The 15,095-nt window shown below is 68.4% G+C and carries 15 protein-coding genes and 1 pseudogene; 6 read left to right on the plus strand and 10 right to left on the minus strand.

Annotated elements, in window-relative coordinates; genetic code table 11:
- Window positions 1-243 precede the first annotated feature (243 nt).
- Together rpsO and IEY68_RS03755 are read right to left on the minus strand one after the other, a co-directional pair.
- Window positions 244-513: a 30S ribosomal protein S15 gene (rpsO, locus tag IEY68_RS03750; RefSeq protein ID WP_058854000.1), complete on the minus strand. Its 270-nt coding sequence runs from the start codon at window positions 511-513 to the stop codon at window positions 244-246.
- A gap of 185 nt (window positions 514-698) precedes the next feature.
- Window positions 699-1,664, minus strand: coding sequence for a bifunctional riboflavin kinase/FAD synthetase (locus IEY68_RS03755; RefSeq protein ID WP_062996088.1), 966 nt, complete (start codon window positions 1,662-1,664; stop codon window positions 699-701).
- 287 nt (window positions 1,665-1,951) lie between these two features.
- Here IEY68_RS03755 and IEY68_RS03760 point away from each other — a divergent pair, with 287 nt between their 5' ends.
- From IEY68_RS03760 to IEY68_RS03770, 3 genes are all read left to right on the plus strand, one after another.
- Window positions 1,952-2,695 carry a metal-dependent transcriptional regulator gene (locus IEY68_RS03760; RefSeq protein ID WP_082681212.1) on the plus strand — a complete coding sequence of 248 codons (744 nt, stop codon included), beginning with the start codon at window positions 1,952-1,954 and terminating at the stop codon, window positions 2,693-2,695.
- A 269-nt stretch (window positions 2,696-2,964) separates the two neighbouring features.
- The gene (locus IEY68_RS03765; RefSeq protein ID WP_058853998.1) at window positions 2,965-4,212 is read left to right on the plus strand and encodes an aspartate aminotransferase family protein; all 1,248 of its coding nucleotides are present in this window, start codon (window positions 2,965-2,967) and stop codon (window positions 4,210-4,212) included.
- Window positions 4,213-4,273: 61 nt separating this feature from the next.
- On the plus strand, window positions 4,274-4,768 hold the full coding sequence (locus IEY68_RS03770; RefSeq protein WP_058853997.1) for a DUF3830 family protein: 495 nt from the start codon (window positions 4,274-4,276) through the stop codon (window positions 4,766-4,768).
- A 39-nt stretch (window positions 4,769-4,807) separates the two neighbouring features.
- Here the strand turns inward: IEY68_RS03770 and IEY68_RS37010 are convergent.
- The 3 genes and pseudogenes from IEY68_RS37010 to IEY68_RS03785 all read right to left on the minus strand — a co-directional run.
- Window positions 4,808-4,918, minus strand: a pseudogene (locus IEY68_RS37010) (MmyB family transcriptional regulator); the annotation flags it as partial.
- 310 nt (window positions 4,919-5,228) lie between these two features.
- Window positions 5,229-6,659 (minus strand): amidase, encoded by a 1,431-nt coding sequence (locus IEY68_RS03780; RefSeq protein ID WP_189094013.1) that lies wholly within the window; start codon window positions 6,657-6,659, stop codon window positions 5,229-5,231.
- On the minus strand, window positions 6,656-7,639 hold the full coding sequence (locus tag IEY68_RS03785; RefSeq protein WP_058853996.1) for a D-2-hydroxyacid dehydrogenase: 984 nt from the start codon (window positions 7,637-7,639) through the stop codon (window positions 6,656-6,658). The genes IEY68_RS03780 and IEY68_RS03785 overlap by 4 nt, the downstream gene beginning before the upstream one ends.
- 107 nt (window positions 7,640-7,746) lie before the next feature.
- Between IEY68_RS03785 and IEY68_RS03790 the strand changes: the two genes are divergently transcribed.
- The 3 genes from IEY68_RS03790 to IEY68_RS03800 are packed head-to-tail and all read left to right on the plus strand — an operon-like array spanning window position 7,747 to window position 9,910.
- The gene (locus IEY68_RS03790; RefSeq protein ID WP_199804892.1) at window positions 7,747-8,466 is read left to right on the plus strand and encodes a maleate cis-trans isomerase family protein; all 720 of its coding nucleotides are present in this window, start codon (window positions 7,747-7,749) and stop codon (window positions 8,464-8,466) included.
- 45 nt (window positions 8,467-8,511) lie between these two features.
- The gene (locus IEY68_RS03795; RefSeq protein ID WP_058853994.1) at window positions 8,512-9,243 is read left to right on the plus strand and encodes a maleate cis-trans isomerase family protein; all 732 of its coding nucleotides are present in this window, start codon (window positions 8,512-8,514) and stop codon (window positions 9,241-9,243) included.
- A complete protein-coding gene (locus tag IEY68_RS03800; protein WP_058853993.1) occupies window positions 9,230-9,910 on the plus strand; it encodes a GntR family transcriptional regulator in 681 nt (226 codons plus the stop codon). Before IEY68_RS03795 ends, IEY68_RS03800 begins: the two co-directional genes overlap by 14 nt.
- A gap of 9 nt (window positions 9,911-9,919) precedes the next feature.
- On the opposite strand, the gene truB is transcribed toward IEY68_RS03800, so the two are convergent.
- From truB to IEY68_RS03825, 5 genes are all read right to left on the minus strand, one after another.
- On the minus strand, window positions 9,920-10,819 hold the full coding sequence (gene truB, locus IEY68_RS03805; RefSeq protein ID WP_058853992.1) for a tRNA pseudouridine(55) synthase TruB: 900 nt from the start codon (window positions 10,817-10,819) through the stop codon (window positions 9,920-9,922).
- Window positions 10,819-11,487, minus strand: a complete 669-nt coding sequence (npt, locus tag IEY68_RS03810; RefSeq protein WP_058853991.1) for a 4'-phosphopantetheinyl transferase Npt — start codon at window positions 11,485-11,487, stop codon at window positions 10,819-10,821. The genes truB and npt overlap by 1 nt, the downstream gene beginning before the upstream one ends.
- Window positions 11,488-11,599: 112 nt before the next feature.
- Entirely contained in the window at window positions 11,600-12,559 is a 960-nt protein-coding gene (locus IEY68_RS03815) for a metallophosphoesterase family protein (protein ID WP_156426087.1), read from the minus strand.
- A gap of 70 nt (window positions 12,560-12,629) precedes the next feature.
- Window positions 12,630-13,979 (minus strand): MATE family efflux transporter, encoded by a 1,350-nt coding sequence (locus IEY68_RS03820; RefSeq protein WP_058853990.1) that lies wholly within the window; start codon window positions 13,977-13,979, stop codon window positions 12,630-12,632.
- Window positions 13,980-14,056: 77 nt separating this feature from the next.
- Entirely contained in the window at window positions 14,057-15,085 is a 1,029-nt protein-coding gene (locus IEY68_RS03825; RefSeq protein WP_058853989.1) for a DHH family phosphoesterase, read from the minus strand.
- Window positions 15,086-15,095: the final 10 nt, after the last annotated feature.

Here is a 15,095-nt window from a genome sequence, read left to right on the forward strand (position 1 = left end):
ACCCGGCCGGGCTCCCCTTGGAGCCGGCGACGCGGAGGCGGTCATCGATCGAAGCTCTCCGGCGTTCACGACCGGGCCGAAAAGCCACTACCGAAGACCGACGCCACGAGCGCGGGTGTGCACGGCTGGTTCTGTCGTTTCGCATCCGGGAGACCCCCGGTACACGAAAATGCCGACGAGGCGATTGTATGCGCCCCGTCGGCATACGTACCGCCCGGCTCATGGAACCGGGCGTGTTCAAGATCAGCGCCGCAGGCCGAGGCGTTCGATCAGGCTGCGGTACCGGTTGATGTCGTTGTTCGCCAGGTACTTCGACAGCCGCTTGCGGCGACCGATCAGCGCCATCAGCCCGTGGCGGGTGTGGTGATCGTGCTTGTGCACCTTCAGGTGCTCGGTGATATCGGAGATCCGCTTGGTCAGCAGGGCGATCTGCGCCTCCGGCGAACCGGTATCGGTCTCGTGCAGACCGTACTCCGCGAGAATGGTCTTCTTCTGCTCGGTGGTCAACGCCATGCGGCATCCACTCCTGTTTCTCAGTTCCGCGCGCAAGAGCCCGGTGACCGCATCACCCGATATCGCCGAAGGCGCATATCGTGGTGATCCGGCCGGGTATCCGGGATGGGCGCCGCCGCGGACCGCAGCAGACCCGACGCGAAACCTTACCCGAGCTGTCACCGCACGCCCGCGCGGGGCCCGGGTCAGTTCGCCGAACCGAGGATCTTGCGGGTGGTCTCCACGTCCCGGCCCATCACCGCGACCAGTTCGTCGACCGAATCGAATTTCCGCATCCCGCGCAGATGGTCCACGAAATCCACGGCCACATGCTGCCCGTAGAGGTCGGCCTCGCGATCCAGGACGTAGGCCTCGACCGTCCGGGCGCGGCCGGAGAAGGTGGGGTTGGTACCGACCGAGATCGCGGCCATGACCGGTTCACCGGGGGTCACGGTACCGATGGTGGGGCCGGGTCCCAGTACGGTGAACCAGCCCGCGTAGACCCCGTCCGCCGGAATAGCGGCATGCATCGGCGGGGCGACATTGGCAGTCGGGAATCCCAGAGTGCGGCCGCGGCCGTCACCGCGCACGACCACACCCTCGACCCGGTGCGGGCGGCCCAGCGCGTCGGCGGCGGCGGCCATATCACCGGCGTCCACGCAGGCCCGGATATAGGTGGAGGAGAAGGTGACGGCGTGCTCGCCGAGCAGCGTCACCGCGTCGACCTCGAAACCGAACCGGCCACCGAGTTCGCGCATGGTGTCCACGGTGCCCGCGGCCTTCTTACCGAAGGTGAAATTGTCGCCGACCACCACTTCGCTGACATGCAACCGCTCCACCAGCAGATCGTGCACGTACTCACCCGGGGTGAGCTTCATGAAGTCGTGGGTGAACGGGATGACACAGAAGACGTCGACACCCAGTTCCTCGGCCAGTTCGGCGCGCCGGGTGAGCGTGGTGAGCTGCGCGGGATGGGACCCGGGCCGGATCACCTCCATCGGATGCGGGTCGAAAGTCATCAGTACCGCCGGGACATCACGCGCGGCAGCGGACTTCACCGCCCGGCTGATCAACTGCGCATGCCCGCGATGAACACCGTCGAACACGCCGATCGTGAGAACGCACCGACCCCAGTCCGCGGGTACGTCGTCCAGACTTCGCCACCTCTGCACAGACGCCAAGCCTACGCAAACATGCGCCCGTACCGTATTCGGGTGCGGCCGGTGTTCGACTGCGCAACGCCCGGACGAACACCGGGTTTCCCGGAGGCGGCGGGCAAGGTGCGGAATATGGGCTGCGCCACCCAGGCGTACCTCCGCATTCGCTCCGGCCATGCGCAGACTACGGACGGGCCACACCCGACAGCGCCGTCCAGGCGTACCTCCGCATTCGCTCCGGCCATGCGCAGACTACGGACGGGCCACACCCGACAGTGCTGTCTAGGTGGATCGCCGCGGAAATGCTTAAGCTCGTGACCGTGCCCGGAAAACGAGATATCGCCACCCGACGGGACCTCGCCGACGCCGGGGAATCGGTCGCTCCGGGACTGTCGTCGGTGGCGCAGGACTATCTGAAAGTCATCTGGACGGCCCAGGAGTGGTCGCAGGAGCGGGTGAGCACCAAACTGCTCGCCGAGCGGATCGGCGTCTCCGCCTCCACGGTGTCCGAGGCCGTACGCAAGTTATCGGACCAGGGCCTGGTGGAGCACGCCCGCTACGGTTCCATCACGCTGACCGAGGAAGGCCGCCGGGCCGCCATCGCGATGGTGCGCCGGCACCGCCTGATCGAGACCTTTCTGGTGAGCGAGCTGGGTTACGGCTGGGACGAGGTGCACGACGAGGCGGAGATCCTCGAGCACGCGGTCTCGGATCTGCTGATGGCGCGGATCGACGCGAAACTGGGTTTCCCGGACCGCGATCCGCACGGTGATCCGATTCCCTCGGTGGACGGCGCGGTGCCGACTCCGCCCGCCCGCCGGTTGATCGATTTCGAGGCCGGTGAATCGGGGCGGGTGGCCCGGATCTCCGATTCCGATCCGGAGATGCTGCGGTATTTCGATTCGGTGGGTATAGCCCTGGACACGGTGATCGTGGTAGTGGAGCGACGTGATTTCGCGGGCACCATCGCGGTGCGGATCGGGCGCGAGGAGACCCTCACCGACCTCGGCAGTATCGCCGCCGAGGCCATCTGGCTCCGGGACTGATCCGCGCCGCCGGTCGGTACCGCGGAAACGACCCGGCCGGACAACGCCGACAACCACCGCACGACCGCGGCCGCAGAATTCCCGCGGTCCACAGATCCACGACGGCTACCCCGGAGACTCGCGAACCGCGCGGCGTAACCATTGCCCTGGACCGGGCCGCCGTGCTATTCATATTGTCAACAATCCGACAATTCCGAGTGGTGTCCACTCGGCCTCGCACACCCGTCGGTCCGGCCCGCCGTACCGACCGTCCCGGGAGGCGGAACATCATGGCCGAACTTTCTCCGATCCTGAAGCAGGCCACACCGGTCACCGTCGATCACGGCGCCGGCTGCTACCTCTACGACCTCGACGGCCGCCGGTTCCTCGACTTCACCGCCGGTATCGGGGTCACCAGCACCGGACACTGCCATCCCCGGGTGGTCGCTGCGGCGCAGGAGCAGGTCGGCAAGCTGATCCACGGCCAGTACACGACCGTGATGCACCGGCCGATGCTGGAACTCACCGAGCGGCTGGGCACGGTATTGCCCGACGGGCTCGACTCGGTGTTCTATGCCAATTCCGGCAGCGAGGCGGTGGAAGCGGCACTGCGACTGGCCCGGCAGGCGACCGGCCGCCCCAATGTGATCGTCTTCCACGGCGGTTTCCACGGCCGCACCGTCGCCGCCGCGAGCATGACCACCTCCGGGACCCGCTTCTCCGCCGGTTTCAGCCCACTGATGCCCGGCGTACACGTGGCCCCCTTCCCCACTGCCTTCCGGTACGGCTGGACCGAGGCCGAGGCCACCGCCTTCGCGTTGCGCGAACTCGACTACCTCTTCGCTACCCTCACCTCGCCCACGGAGACCGCCGCGTTCATCGTGGAACCGGTACTCGGCGAGGGTGGTTACGTTCCCGGCAACCGTGAGTTCTTCCAGGGGCTGCGCGAACGCGCCGACCGGTACGGCATCCTGCTGATCTTCGACGAGATCCAGACCGGATTCGGCCGTACCGGAAAGTTTTTCGGCCACCAGCATTTCGATGTCCGGCCCGATGTGATCACCATGGCGAAAGGGCTGGCCAGCGGGTTCCCCATCTCCGGGATCGCCGCTTCGGCCGAACTGATGGGCCGCGCCTGGCCCGGATCGCAGGGCGGCACCTACGGCGGTAACGCCGTGGCCTGCGCCGCCGCGCTGGCCACACTGGACGTGATCGAGTCCGAGGGGTTGGTCGAGAACGCGGCTGTCCGCGGCGACCAACTGCTGGCCGGCGTGCGGGCGGCCGAATCCAAGGCCATCGGCGACATCCGGGGTCTGGGCCTGCTGGTGGGCGCGGAGTTCACCACGCCCGACGGCACTCCCGACCGGGAGACCGCCACCGCTGCCCAGCAACTCGCCGCCGAGAAGGGTCTGCTGTTGCTGACCTGCGGCGCCCATATGAACGTGGTGCGGATGATCCCGCCGCTCATCGTCTCCGAAGACCAGGTCACCGATGCCCTGACCATCTGGTCCGAGGTGCTCACCGGACTGGGACTCTGACCGATCCCGCGAAATCCCCGGCACCGCCGCCGGGCTCGCGTACGACCCACAGGACGGATTGATGGCGCGCTACATCACGATCACCCTCGCCAAGGCCGGAATCACCTGCCGCGCCCGGCTGCTCGACGACGAGGCGCCCCGCACCTGCGCCGCGGTATGGGAGGCGCTCCCCCAGGAAGGGGACGCCTTCCACGCCAAGTACGCCCGCAACGAGGTGTACACGCTGGTGCCGCGGATCCCCGGCGCCCCGCACCGGGAGAACCCCACCGTCACCCCGATTCCGGGTGACGTCTGCCTGTTCGATTTCGAACCCTGGGAGATCGGCAACCCCGCCTACGGGTACGAGCCGGGGTCGACCGCCCACCACGATCAGGGCGCCACCGATCTCGCCCTCTTCTACGGCCGCAACAACTTGCTCATCAACGGCGACCTCGGCTGGGTTCCCGGCAATGTCTTCGCCACCATCGAGGACGGTCTGGCCGAGCTCGCGGGCGCCTGCAACGCCCTCTGGTTGCACGGGGTGGCCGGAGAAACCCTCGCCTTCGCCCGGGCGTAGGCGGTCGCCCTCGTCGTCCGGAAGGGTCATGAGCGCCATGGCGCCGACAATGGGATGGTGAAAGGTGCGAGCGGCGCCGCCGCAGTCACCCACCGTATGCGCGGCCCAGAGTTTCGCGAACTCGCGGCTGCCGCGGGTCGATTCGATCATGAGTCGTGGCCTCGATCCACGACATCACCGGCGGCGCGGGGCCGCGATCCTTCATGGGCAGGTCGCACCCACCACCTTCGCCGGTGTGCCATGCGATCGTCGAGCAGACCCGCCCCGGGCAAGACCGAATGTCACACCGCGGCAGGCGGCGACCATCGAGCACTCACAGTGCCGTGAACCTACCCGGGCCGACTGATCGAGACCCACCTCTACACCCCTTCCGTCTACTCCGGATGGTCCACCTCAGCGGCGGGGCCCGCCCCGGTTCCGGAGCGACGAAGCGACTGAGCGCAGGAGTGAAGAACCGGGGTTAACAGGGCCCCGCCAGCGGCGCCGAAGGCGCCGCCGATAAACACAGCTCCGCGAACCGTCCGATCGCGAGAACGAGATCGTCGGAATGCCGGGGCCCCACGATCTGCAAACCCACCGGCAGTCCGTCGCTCGTGTACCCGGCCGGGATACTCAGCGCGGGCTGCTGGGTGAGGTTGAACGGATAGGTGTAGGGCGTCCAGTCCGGCCAGTCCGCCATTCCGCTACCGGGTGGGACGTCGTGGCCGGCCGCGAACGCGGGAATCGGGACCGTGGGTGTGATGAGGATGTCGTAGGCCGTGTGGAACGTGCCCATGGTGATCGCCACCTGGGCGGCGACGGCGCGGGCATCGAGATAGTCGGTCGCGGCGAGGGTTTCACCGTGTTCCCAGACCCGGCGCAGTCCGGGATCCGCATTCTCCCGGGCACCCGGAGGGAAGGCCGCGAGCATGGCGGCGGCGCCTGCGGCCCACATGACGTCGAAGGCTTCCCGCGGGTCGGTGAACCCTGGATCGGCCGCCGACACGCGCAGCCCCGCCGCCTCGAGTACCCGTACGGCCCCGGACACGATCGCCTCGACCTCCGGGTCGGGCCGTACATAGCCGAGCGTCGGAGAGTAGGCGGCGGTCACGCCGCGGACATCACGCTGGATCTGGCCGCGGAAGGTGGTCAGGGTGGGCGCGAGCGCGGTGGGGTCGCGCGGGTCGGGGAGAGCGAGAATATCCAGCATCAGCGCGGCGTCCTCGACCGTGCGGGTCAGTGGGCCCGCATGGGCGAGCGGGCCGAACGGACTGGCCGGGTACAGCGGGATGCGGCCGTGGGTCGGTTTGAAACCCACGATCCCGCAGAAAGAAGCAGGGATACGGACACTGCCGCCGCCGTCGGTGCCGACCGAGACCGGACCCATACCCCCCGCGACCGCCGCGGCGCTACCGCCGGAGGATCCACCGGCGGTGCGGGTGGGGTCGACGGGGTTACGGGTGATCCCGGTGAGCGGGCTGTCCGTCACACCCTTCCAGGCGATCTCGGGGGTGGTGGTCTTACCGACCATCACCATGCCGTCCTCTCGGACCCGGGCCGCGACGGGACTGTCCACCGTCCAGGGGCCTTCCGGGCCGATGCTCAGGGAACCTCGGCGGGTGGGCCAGTCCTCGGTGAGAAAAATATCCTTGATCGAGATCGGGACGCCGTCGAGCAGGCCGCGGACGTGCCCGGACTGCCAGCGGGCCTCGGAATCCTTGGCCTGCACCAGCGCCCGGTCGGGGTCGACCAGGCAGAAGGCGTTGATATCGGTATCGCGCGCGGTGATGGCGGCGAGCACGGCCTCGGTGGCTTCGACCGGGGACAGGGTCCCGGCGGCGTAGGCCGAGACCAGTTCGACCGCGGTCATCTCGACGGGGTCGGTCGGTCGGGCGGTCTCGGGGTGGCTCATTCTGAGGCCCTCCTTCGGCCGGGCACGTACCCCAGCGTTTTGTCGACGACATTGTCCAGCGGACGGCCGGCCGACCAGCGGTCGAAATTGGCGGCGAACGCGGAGACCATCTCGGCACGCCAGCCGATGAAATCACCGGAATTGTGCGGCGTGACGCGTGCGGTGGGCAGTGTCCACAGTGGATGGCCGGACGGTAGCGGCTCCGGGTCGACCACGTCCAGTGCGGCACCGGCGATCCCGCCCGAGCGCAGCGCGCCGACGAGATCGTCGGTCACCACCAGTTCGCCGCGTCCCACATTGATGAACCGGGCGTGCGGCTTCATGGCGCCGAACGCGCGAGCGTCGAACATGTGCCGGGTGCGGTCGGTGAGCGGGGCGATGGCGACGACGTAGTCGGCGCAGGGAAGTTCGGCGTACAGATCGGTGGTCACGACACCGAAGTCCGGATCGTCGTTGCGCGCCCGGCGGCCGACCGCGCGCACCCGCATCCCGGCGGCACGCAGCAGACCGGCGATGGCGCGGCCGATCGCCCCGGTCCCGACGACCAGCGCGGTGGATCCCGCGATACGCTCGGATTCGCGATGCTTCCAGACCTGTTGCTGCTGTAAACGATTGGAGCCGGTGAGATCCTTGGCGAAATCGAGAATCTGCCCGAGGACGTATTCGGCGATCGCGGTATCGAAGACGCCACGGGTGTTGGTGACGATCACCTCGCTGGCACACAGTTCGGGGAACAGCACCGAATCGACACCGGTCGCGGCGATATGCACCCAGCGCAGCCGGTCGGCCGCGGGCCAGGCGCCGGGCAGTGCGCGCGTCTGGAAGTCGTAGACGAACAGCACCTGCGCGCCGGGCAGCGCGTCCGCCAATCCGGCGGAGTCGGTGTACCGCACTGCGGCCCGTGCACTCACCGGCGCCATGAGGGCCGGATCGGGCGGCCGGCCACTGTGCACAACGGTGACAATTGGGCCCGATTCCATATTGACACGGTATGGTCACATCGTATGATTGTCAACAATCCGATCGTTCTCGGAGGTCTTCCCGGCTGAGTGCGAGAGGGGCCGCAGTGGAGTTCGATTTTCCCGATATGGAGGGTCCGGTCGCGCAACGGGGCATCGGTGTGATCGCACCGTTCGACCTGGCGTTGGAGCGCGAACTCTGGCGCTGGGTGCCACTGGAGGTGAGCCTGCACCTTGCCCGCACACCGTATGAACCGGTGCCGGTGTCACTGGCCATGGCCGAACTGGTCTCCGACGCCGTGCATCTCACCGCCGCGACCCGCAATGTGCTGCACGTGGAACCCGAGGTCGTCGCCTATCTGTGCAACTCCGGCAGTTTCATCAAAGGGATCGAGTACGAGCGATCCCTGTGCGACACGATCTGCCGGGCCGGTGCCGCCAACGCGGTCACCACCTCCGGAGCCCTGCTCGAAGCCATCCGGCATCTCAACATCGGGCAGATCTCCATCATGACCCCCTACGACGAACTCCTGACCGGCAAACTCCGCGATTTCCTCGACGAAGCGGGCTGCACCGTGGTCCGCTCCGAACATCTGGGTCTCGGCGGCGGTATCTGGAAGGTCAACTACCGCACCATCGCCGAACGCATCCTCGGCGCCGACGACCCCCGAGCCGAGGCGATCTTCGTCAGCTGTACCAATCTGCCCACCTACGACATCATCGAGCCGCTGGAGAAAATGGTGGGCAAACCGATTCTCACCGCCAACCAGCTCACCATGTGGGCCTGCCTCGGGCGGATGAAACTGCCGATGATGGGGCCCGGCCGGTGGCTCCTGGAAGTCTTCTGAAACACCATGTCCCCGAACGGAACCCAGCCCAGGAACGGAGTCCTCATGCCGGTACCGACGATCGGTTTCATCTACCCCGACCACGCCGCGGAGGACGACTACCCCAGGGCCGAGTCGATACTCGGTGTCCGGCTGCCGGTCGCCCATATCTACGGCACCGACCTGCACGCGGTCCCGGAACTGCTGGATCTGGGCAGCCCCGGCAAGCTCCGGCACGGGGCCGCGCAACTGGCCGCGCACGATCCGCAGGTGGTCGTATGGGCCTGTACCTCCGGCAGCTTCGTACGCGGCCCGGACGGCGCCCGCGAACAGGTCCGCGAGCTGGCAAAGGCCGCGGGAGTGCCCGCCACCAGCACCAGTTTCGCGTTCGTGGAGGCCGCCCGGGCGCTCGGCGTAGAGCGGGTGGCGGTGGCGGCGAGCTATCCCGACGAGGTCGCACGCCTGTTCACCGATTTCCTGGCAGCTGCCGGGATCACGATCGTGGCATTCGGGAGCGCGGGTATCGAAACCGCTGCGGAGGTGGGCACGCTCACCGCCGAGCAGGTGCTCGAACTCGCGGTCGCAGGCGACCATCCCGAGGCGGAGGCGCTGCTGATCCCCGATACCGCCATGCACACGCTCGAGGTGCTGCCGCGACTGGAGGCCGCGCTGGGCAAACCGGTGCTCACCGCCAACCAGGTCACGATCTGGGAAGGATTGCGGCTCGCCGGCGCGACCCCGATATCGTCGTCGCTGGGCGCATTGTTCGCGGAAAGGTCTGTCCATGTCGGTGGTTGATTTCGAACCGGTCAATCAGCGGTCCACGGCCGAGATGATCGCGGACAAGCTGCGCGAGGCGATCGTGCGCGGCGGACTCGAACCGGGGGCGCAGCTGGGTGAGGCCGATCTGGCCGCGCAGTTCGGGGTCTCGCGGGGACCGGTACGGGAGGCGATGCAGCGACTGGTGTCGGAAGGCTTACTGCACAGCATCCGCAACCGCGGGATCTTCGTCATCGAACTGACACTCGCCGACGTGGTCGATATCTATCGGTCCCGGACGGCCATCGAGGGCGGCGCCCTCACCCTGATCCTCGACGGCCGCCGCGAGATCGCCTACGAGGCGCTGGCGCCGAGCGTCGCGACCATGCTCGAACGGGCCGAGGCGCATGATGCCGCCGGGGTCTCCGATGCCGACCGGCAGTTCCACGAGGCGCTGGTCGCGGCCGCCGGAAGCGCGCGGCTGGTCCGGGCGGCGCGAACGCTGCTGATCGAAACCAGGATGTGCCTCGGCGCCCTGCAGACCACCTACCCCGATCTGCGGGAACAGGCCCAGGAACATGTGGCATTGCGCGAGGCGATCGGGGCCGCGGCGGTACCGCGGGTGCACCAGATGCTGCGCGACCATATGGACGACGCGGTCCAGCGGCTGCGCGTCCGGTACGCCGGAGAACCGATCCCCGGCTGACCGGGTCGATCAGTCGATCAACCCGCGCGGCCGCACCACCAGCACCGGTGCCGCACGGTTACCCTTCTCCTGGAGCAGGGCGATCACTTTCTCGTCGGCGGTGAGGGCGGCGTATACGCCCGCCGTCCCGACCGGTTCCAGCCAGCGACCGTCCCGCAGCTTCTCCGCTTCGCCGGCGTCGATGCTTCGCCGCGGAAAGGACAGCCGCACCGCGGTATCGATATCCAGGCTGGGCGCCGGATCCTCGGCCAGTTCCTCCAGCGTGCGCGCGTGCTCCAGCGTGAACGGTCCTACGCGGGTGCGCCGCAACGCGGTCAGATGGCCCCCCACCCCGAGCGCCGCACCGAGATCGCGTGCCAGCGCCCGGATATAGGTGCCCGATGAACAGTCGACCGCCACATCCAGATCGACCAGACCCTCCGCCGGGAGATCGCGGCGCTCCAGCACGTCGAACCGGGAGACGGTGACCGGCCGCGCCGCGAGTTTCACTTCTTCACCGGCGCGATGCCGGGCATAGGCGCGTTCCCCGTCGACCTTGATCGCGCTCACGGTGGCCGGAACCTGCTGGATCTCACCGGTGAGAGTGGCGACGACCCGCGCGATCCCGGCGTCGGTGACTCCACCGGCCGCCACGGTGGTGAGCACCTCCCCCTCCGCGTCGTCGGTGGTGGTGGATCGGCCCAGACGGATGGTCGCGGTATAGCTCTTCGTGGTGAGAGTGAGCAGTCCCAGCAGTTTGGTGGCGCGTTCCACACCGAGCACCAGCACTCCGGTGGCCATCGGGTCGAGCGTGCCCGCATGGCCGACCTTCTTGGTGCGCAACAGTTTCCGCGCCTTCGCCACGATATCGTGGCTGGTGGGACCGCCGGGTTTGTCGACGATCAGCAGACCGCCCAGGAGATCGGCCATCAGCTGTGCGCGATCGCGGTCAGGATGAAGCTGCCGGTGATCCGCCAGCGTCCGTCGAACGAGGTCAGCGGTAGCCCCCCGTCGCCGGTCTGCCCGGGTACCAGCAGCTGGGAGCGGAACGTGCCCGAGCCCGTGGTATCCGTGGCTTCGTCGACAGTGAAGGTGATGTGCGCGTCCTCGAATCCGAGCCAGCGCGTGGTCAGCGGGAACCACGCCTTGTAGGTGGCTTCTTTCGCACAGAACAGCAGCCGGTCCAGGTGTAGCGGGGAATCGCTGGTGCGCAACCACTCCCGTTCGGCGGGCAGGCTCACCGAATCCAGGACGCCTTCCGGGAGGATATCGTGCGGTTCGGCGTCGATCCCGATCGAGCGATAGCGCAACTTGTGTGCCAGCGCCGCTCCGCGGAAACCGTCACAGTGGGTGAGGCTGCCGACGATTCCGCGCGGCCAGACCGGCGCGCCCCGCTCACCTTTGCCGATGGCCACAGCCGGCTCGCCCAGCTCGGCCAGAGCCAAGCGGGCGCAGTGCCGCGCGCCGATGAAGTCACGCCGCCGCTTGTCCACCGATTTCGCGATGAAATGCGCTTCGGCGGGATGCGGCTTCAGATCTTCCGGGTAGTCGAGCAACTCGGCGGAAGCGACGTCGGCGGGCAGGATTGTCTCGATCATCGCCGCCGAGCCTACTGGGTGCGCGCCCGGCGACGCCGGGCACTCCACCCACCGTCCGCACCTGGTGCCCGGGGTCCGGCCGTGGGCCGTCGCGCAGAGCCGGCCGAACCTCTCAATCGAGCCCGCGGCGCCGCTGTGCCTTGGCCCGCATTTCCGCCGCGGCCGCTGCCATCTCGGGGGTCACCCGGAAATGACCGCCCCATTCGTTGAGATCGCCCGGGGCGTACTCGGGGTCGGGCAGGATCTGGCGCAGCAGCTTGTCGGGCTTACCGCGTTTCTGCCATTCCCGGGGATAGCCGAGCGAGACCTCCTCGAACCGAACGCCGTCGTGGAAGGTGGTCCGCGGGATGTGCAGATGACCGTAGACGGCGCACAGCACGTTGTAGCGAGTATGCCAGTCGGCGGTGTGCTCGGTACCGCACCACAGTGCGAACTCGGGGTACCAGAGCATATCCGTCTGCTCGCGCAGCAGCGGGAAATGGTTGATCAGCACCAGCGGGGTGCCCTCGGGCAGATTGTCGAGCTTACGCCGGGTGGCGCGCAGCCGGGCATCACACCAGGCGTCGCGGGTGAGGTAGGGATCCGGCGAGAGCAGGAACTCGTCGGTGGCCACAACATTGCGCTCCCGGGCGATGGCCAGGCCCTCTGCCTTGGTGCGCGCCCCCTCGGGCAGGAAGGAATAGTCGTAGAGCAGGAACAGCGGGGCGATGGTCACCGCACCACCGTGGGCCTCCGCGCCCGCCCCGGTCCACACCGGGAACGGATCCTCCGGAGTGAGCACATCCAGATCCCGGCACAGCGAGACCAGGTAGTCGTAGCGCGCCGCGCCGTGCATCTGCACCGGATCCTTGGCGGTGGTCCACAGTTCGTGGTTACCGGGCACCCAGATCACGGTGGCGAACCGCTCCCGCAACAGTTTCAACGCCCAGCGGATATCGTCGCTGCGTTCGGCGACATCACCGGCGACGATCAGCCAGTCCTCCGGGGAGTCGGGACGGATATCCTCGACCACCGGTTTGTTGCCCTGGTGACCGACATGAATATCGCTCACCGCCATCAACTTGGGTATCACCACACCCACCTTCGCATATCGCCTGTTCCGCCCGATACATCCGTACCGGAACACCTGCCGTGTCCCACGGTCACGACGGGATTTCGGCACCGACACGGATCCAGCGCCCCGATAGCGCCCGCCCGGTCACCGCTGCCAACCGCAACAGCATGAACGCGATCAGGCCGCACCAGATTCCGCCGATACCCCAATCGAAGGCCAGCGACAGCCAGATAGCCGGTAGGAACCCGACCAGCGCCGCACCCAGCGTCGTGGTACGCAGATAAGCCGCGTCCCCGGCGCCCAGCAGCACCCCGTCCAGCGCGAACACCACACCGGCCACCGGGATCATCGCCACGAAGTACCACCACACCACCGCGGTCCGGTCCAGGACCGCCGCGTCGTCGGTGAACAATGGCGGGATCAGGGCCGCCGCGGCCGCGAACAACCCGGCCAGGGCCAGCGCGAACACCTCCGACCATCCGGTGACCCGGCGGGCCACCGCTCGCGCCCCGGCCGCGTTGCGGGCGCCCAGTGCCGACCCCACCAGCGTCTGCGCCGCGATGGCCAGCGAATCCAGGGTGAGTGCGAGGAAATTCCACAGTTGCAGGACGAGTTGATGCGCCGCCACCGATGCCGCCCCGAACCGCGCGGCGACGGCGGCGGCGGATACGAAACAGGCTTGGAAGGCGAGGCTGCGGGCGATGAGATCGCGACCCAATACCAGCTGCGCCTTCATCACCGACGGCCGCGGCGCGAGTGGCACCCGAGCTCGTACGAGCGCGGCCAGGAACAGTCCGCCCGTCACCGCCTGACCCACCACGTTCGCCACCGCCGACCCGGGCAGCCCGAGCCGCGGAAACCCGGCCAGGCCGTGTACCAGCAGCGGGCACAGCACCGCCGACAGTCCGAGACCCAGGACGACATAGGTGAGCGGTCGCCGGGTCTGCTGCACGCCCCGCATCCATCCGTTGCCGGCCATGGACAGCAGGATCAGCGGAACCCCGAACAACGCGATCCGCAGCCACGCCAGCGCCGCGGCGGCGATCTCCGCGTCCCCGGCGATCGCGCCGACGATCGGTACCGCCGCCGCCTGCACCACCAACAGGATCGCCAGGCCGATACCGGCCGCGAGCCAGCTCGCCTGCACACCTTCCTCGACAGCCCCGGGCTCGTCCCCCGCGCCGTGCCGCCGCGCCGACCGGGCGGTCGTACCGTAGGCGAGGAAGGTCAGCTGCGAACTGACCTGCACGAGAACCAGACCGCCGACGGCCAGCCCCGCGAGTGCCAGCGCACCCAACCGGCCGACCACCGCGAGATCGAACAGCAGATAGATCGGTTCGGCCACCAGCACACCGAGCGTCGGCACTGCCAGACCCAGGATCCGTCGCGGTCCGGCCTCCACTACCGGGGCCGGTGGCCCGGTCACCTCAGTGTGCATCCTTCGCTTTCCATCCGTACTCGCTCCACGCGCGACCCGATCCGCCCCGGGTTGTCGGCGTAGCGGCTCCCTGTCGCCTACCGCGGCTCGTTCACACGCCGGCCGAGGGCCGCGCGCAACTGCGCCAGGATTTCCGTCGGCTCACCGTAGGTGGTGTATCCCGCCGCGTAGCGGTGGCCGCCACCACCGAGGTCCGCGGCGACCGCGGCGACATCGGCGCCGTCATCGGTACCGGTGCCGCTGTCCTTGGAGCGCAGCGAAACCGTCCAGCGCCGGCGCTCATCGGCAGGCCGGGCTTCCTTGAACACTGCCGCGATCCCGGCCTCCGCGGTCGAGCGCACGATATCGACGACGCTCTCGGCCTCTTCCTGGCGCACCTCCGCGAGATCGGCGGCCAGCACGAACGCCGCGACCAGCCCGGTTCCGCCGTGCGCTTCGCGATCGAGCTGGGCGGAGGCGAGCACGGTCGACAGCATCCGCAACCACGCGAAGGGGTGAGTATCCATCAGGGTGCGCGTGATGGCGGCACCGTCGATACCGGTGGCGAGCAGGCGTTCGGCCAGCGCGTGCGTCCCCGGGGTCACCCAGCGGAAGGAACCGCTGTCGGTGGCCAGCCCGGCGAAAAGACAGTGCGCGATATCGGCATCGATCGGCTCGCCCCACGCGTCCAGCAGCGCCGTGATGACACTGGCGGTGGACACCGCGTCCGGATCGATCAGGTTGATCTGCCCGAATCGGGTGTTGGACCGATGGTGGTCGATCACCAGGGTCCGCACCGCCCCGGGCAGCCGGTCGGCGAGCGCGCCGAGCCGGCCCGCGCTCCCGCAGTCCACCGTGACCAGCAGATCGACCTCGGCGGGTACCTCGGCGGGCGGCACCAGGAACCGCGACCCCGGCAGAGTGCGCAATCCTACGGCCGGTTCCGCCGGTTCGGCGAAGGACACCCGCACCGGAACGCCGCGCCGGTCCAGGACCGCCGCCAACGCCAGACCGCTACCCAGGGTGTCGGCATCGGGCTGGATATGGCACAGGACGGTCACCGAACGCGCGCTGTCCAGCGCCCCGACTGCCGCGGTGAAATCGACGGCGGCACCGGTTGTGGTCATATCGGCCGCG

This window comes from Nocardia jinanensis (genome assembly GCF_014645735.1).
Lineage (GTDB): Bacteria > Actinomycetota > Actinomycetes > Mycobacteriales > Mycobacteriaceae > Nocardia > Nocardia jinanensis.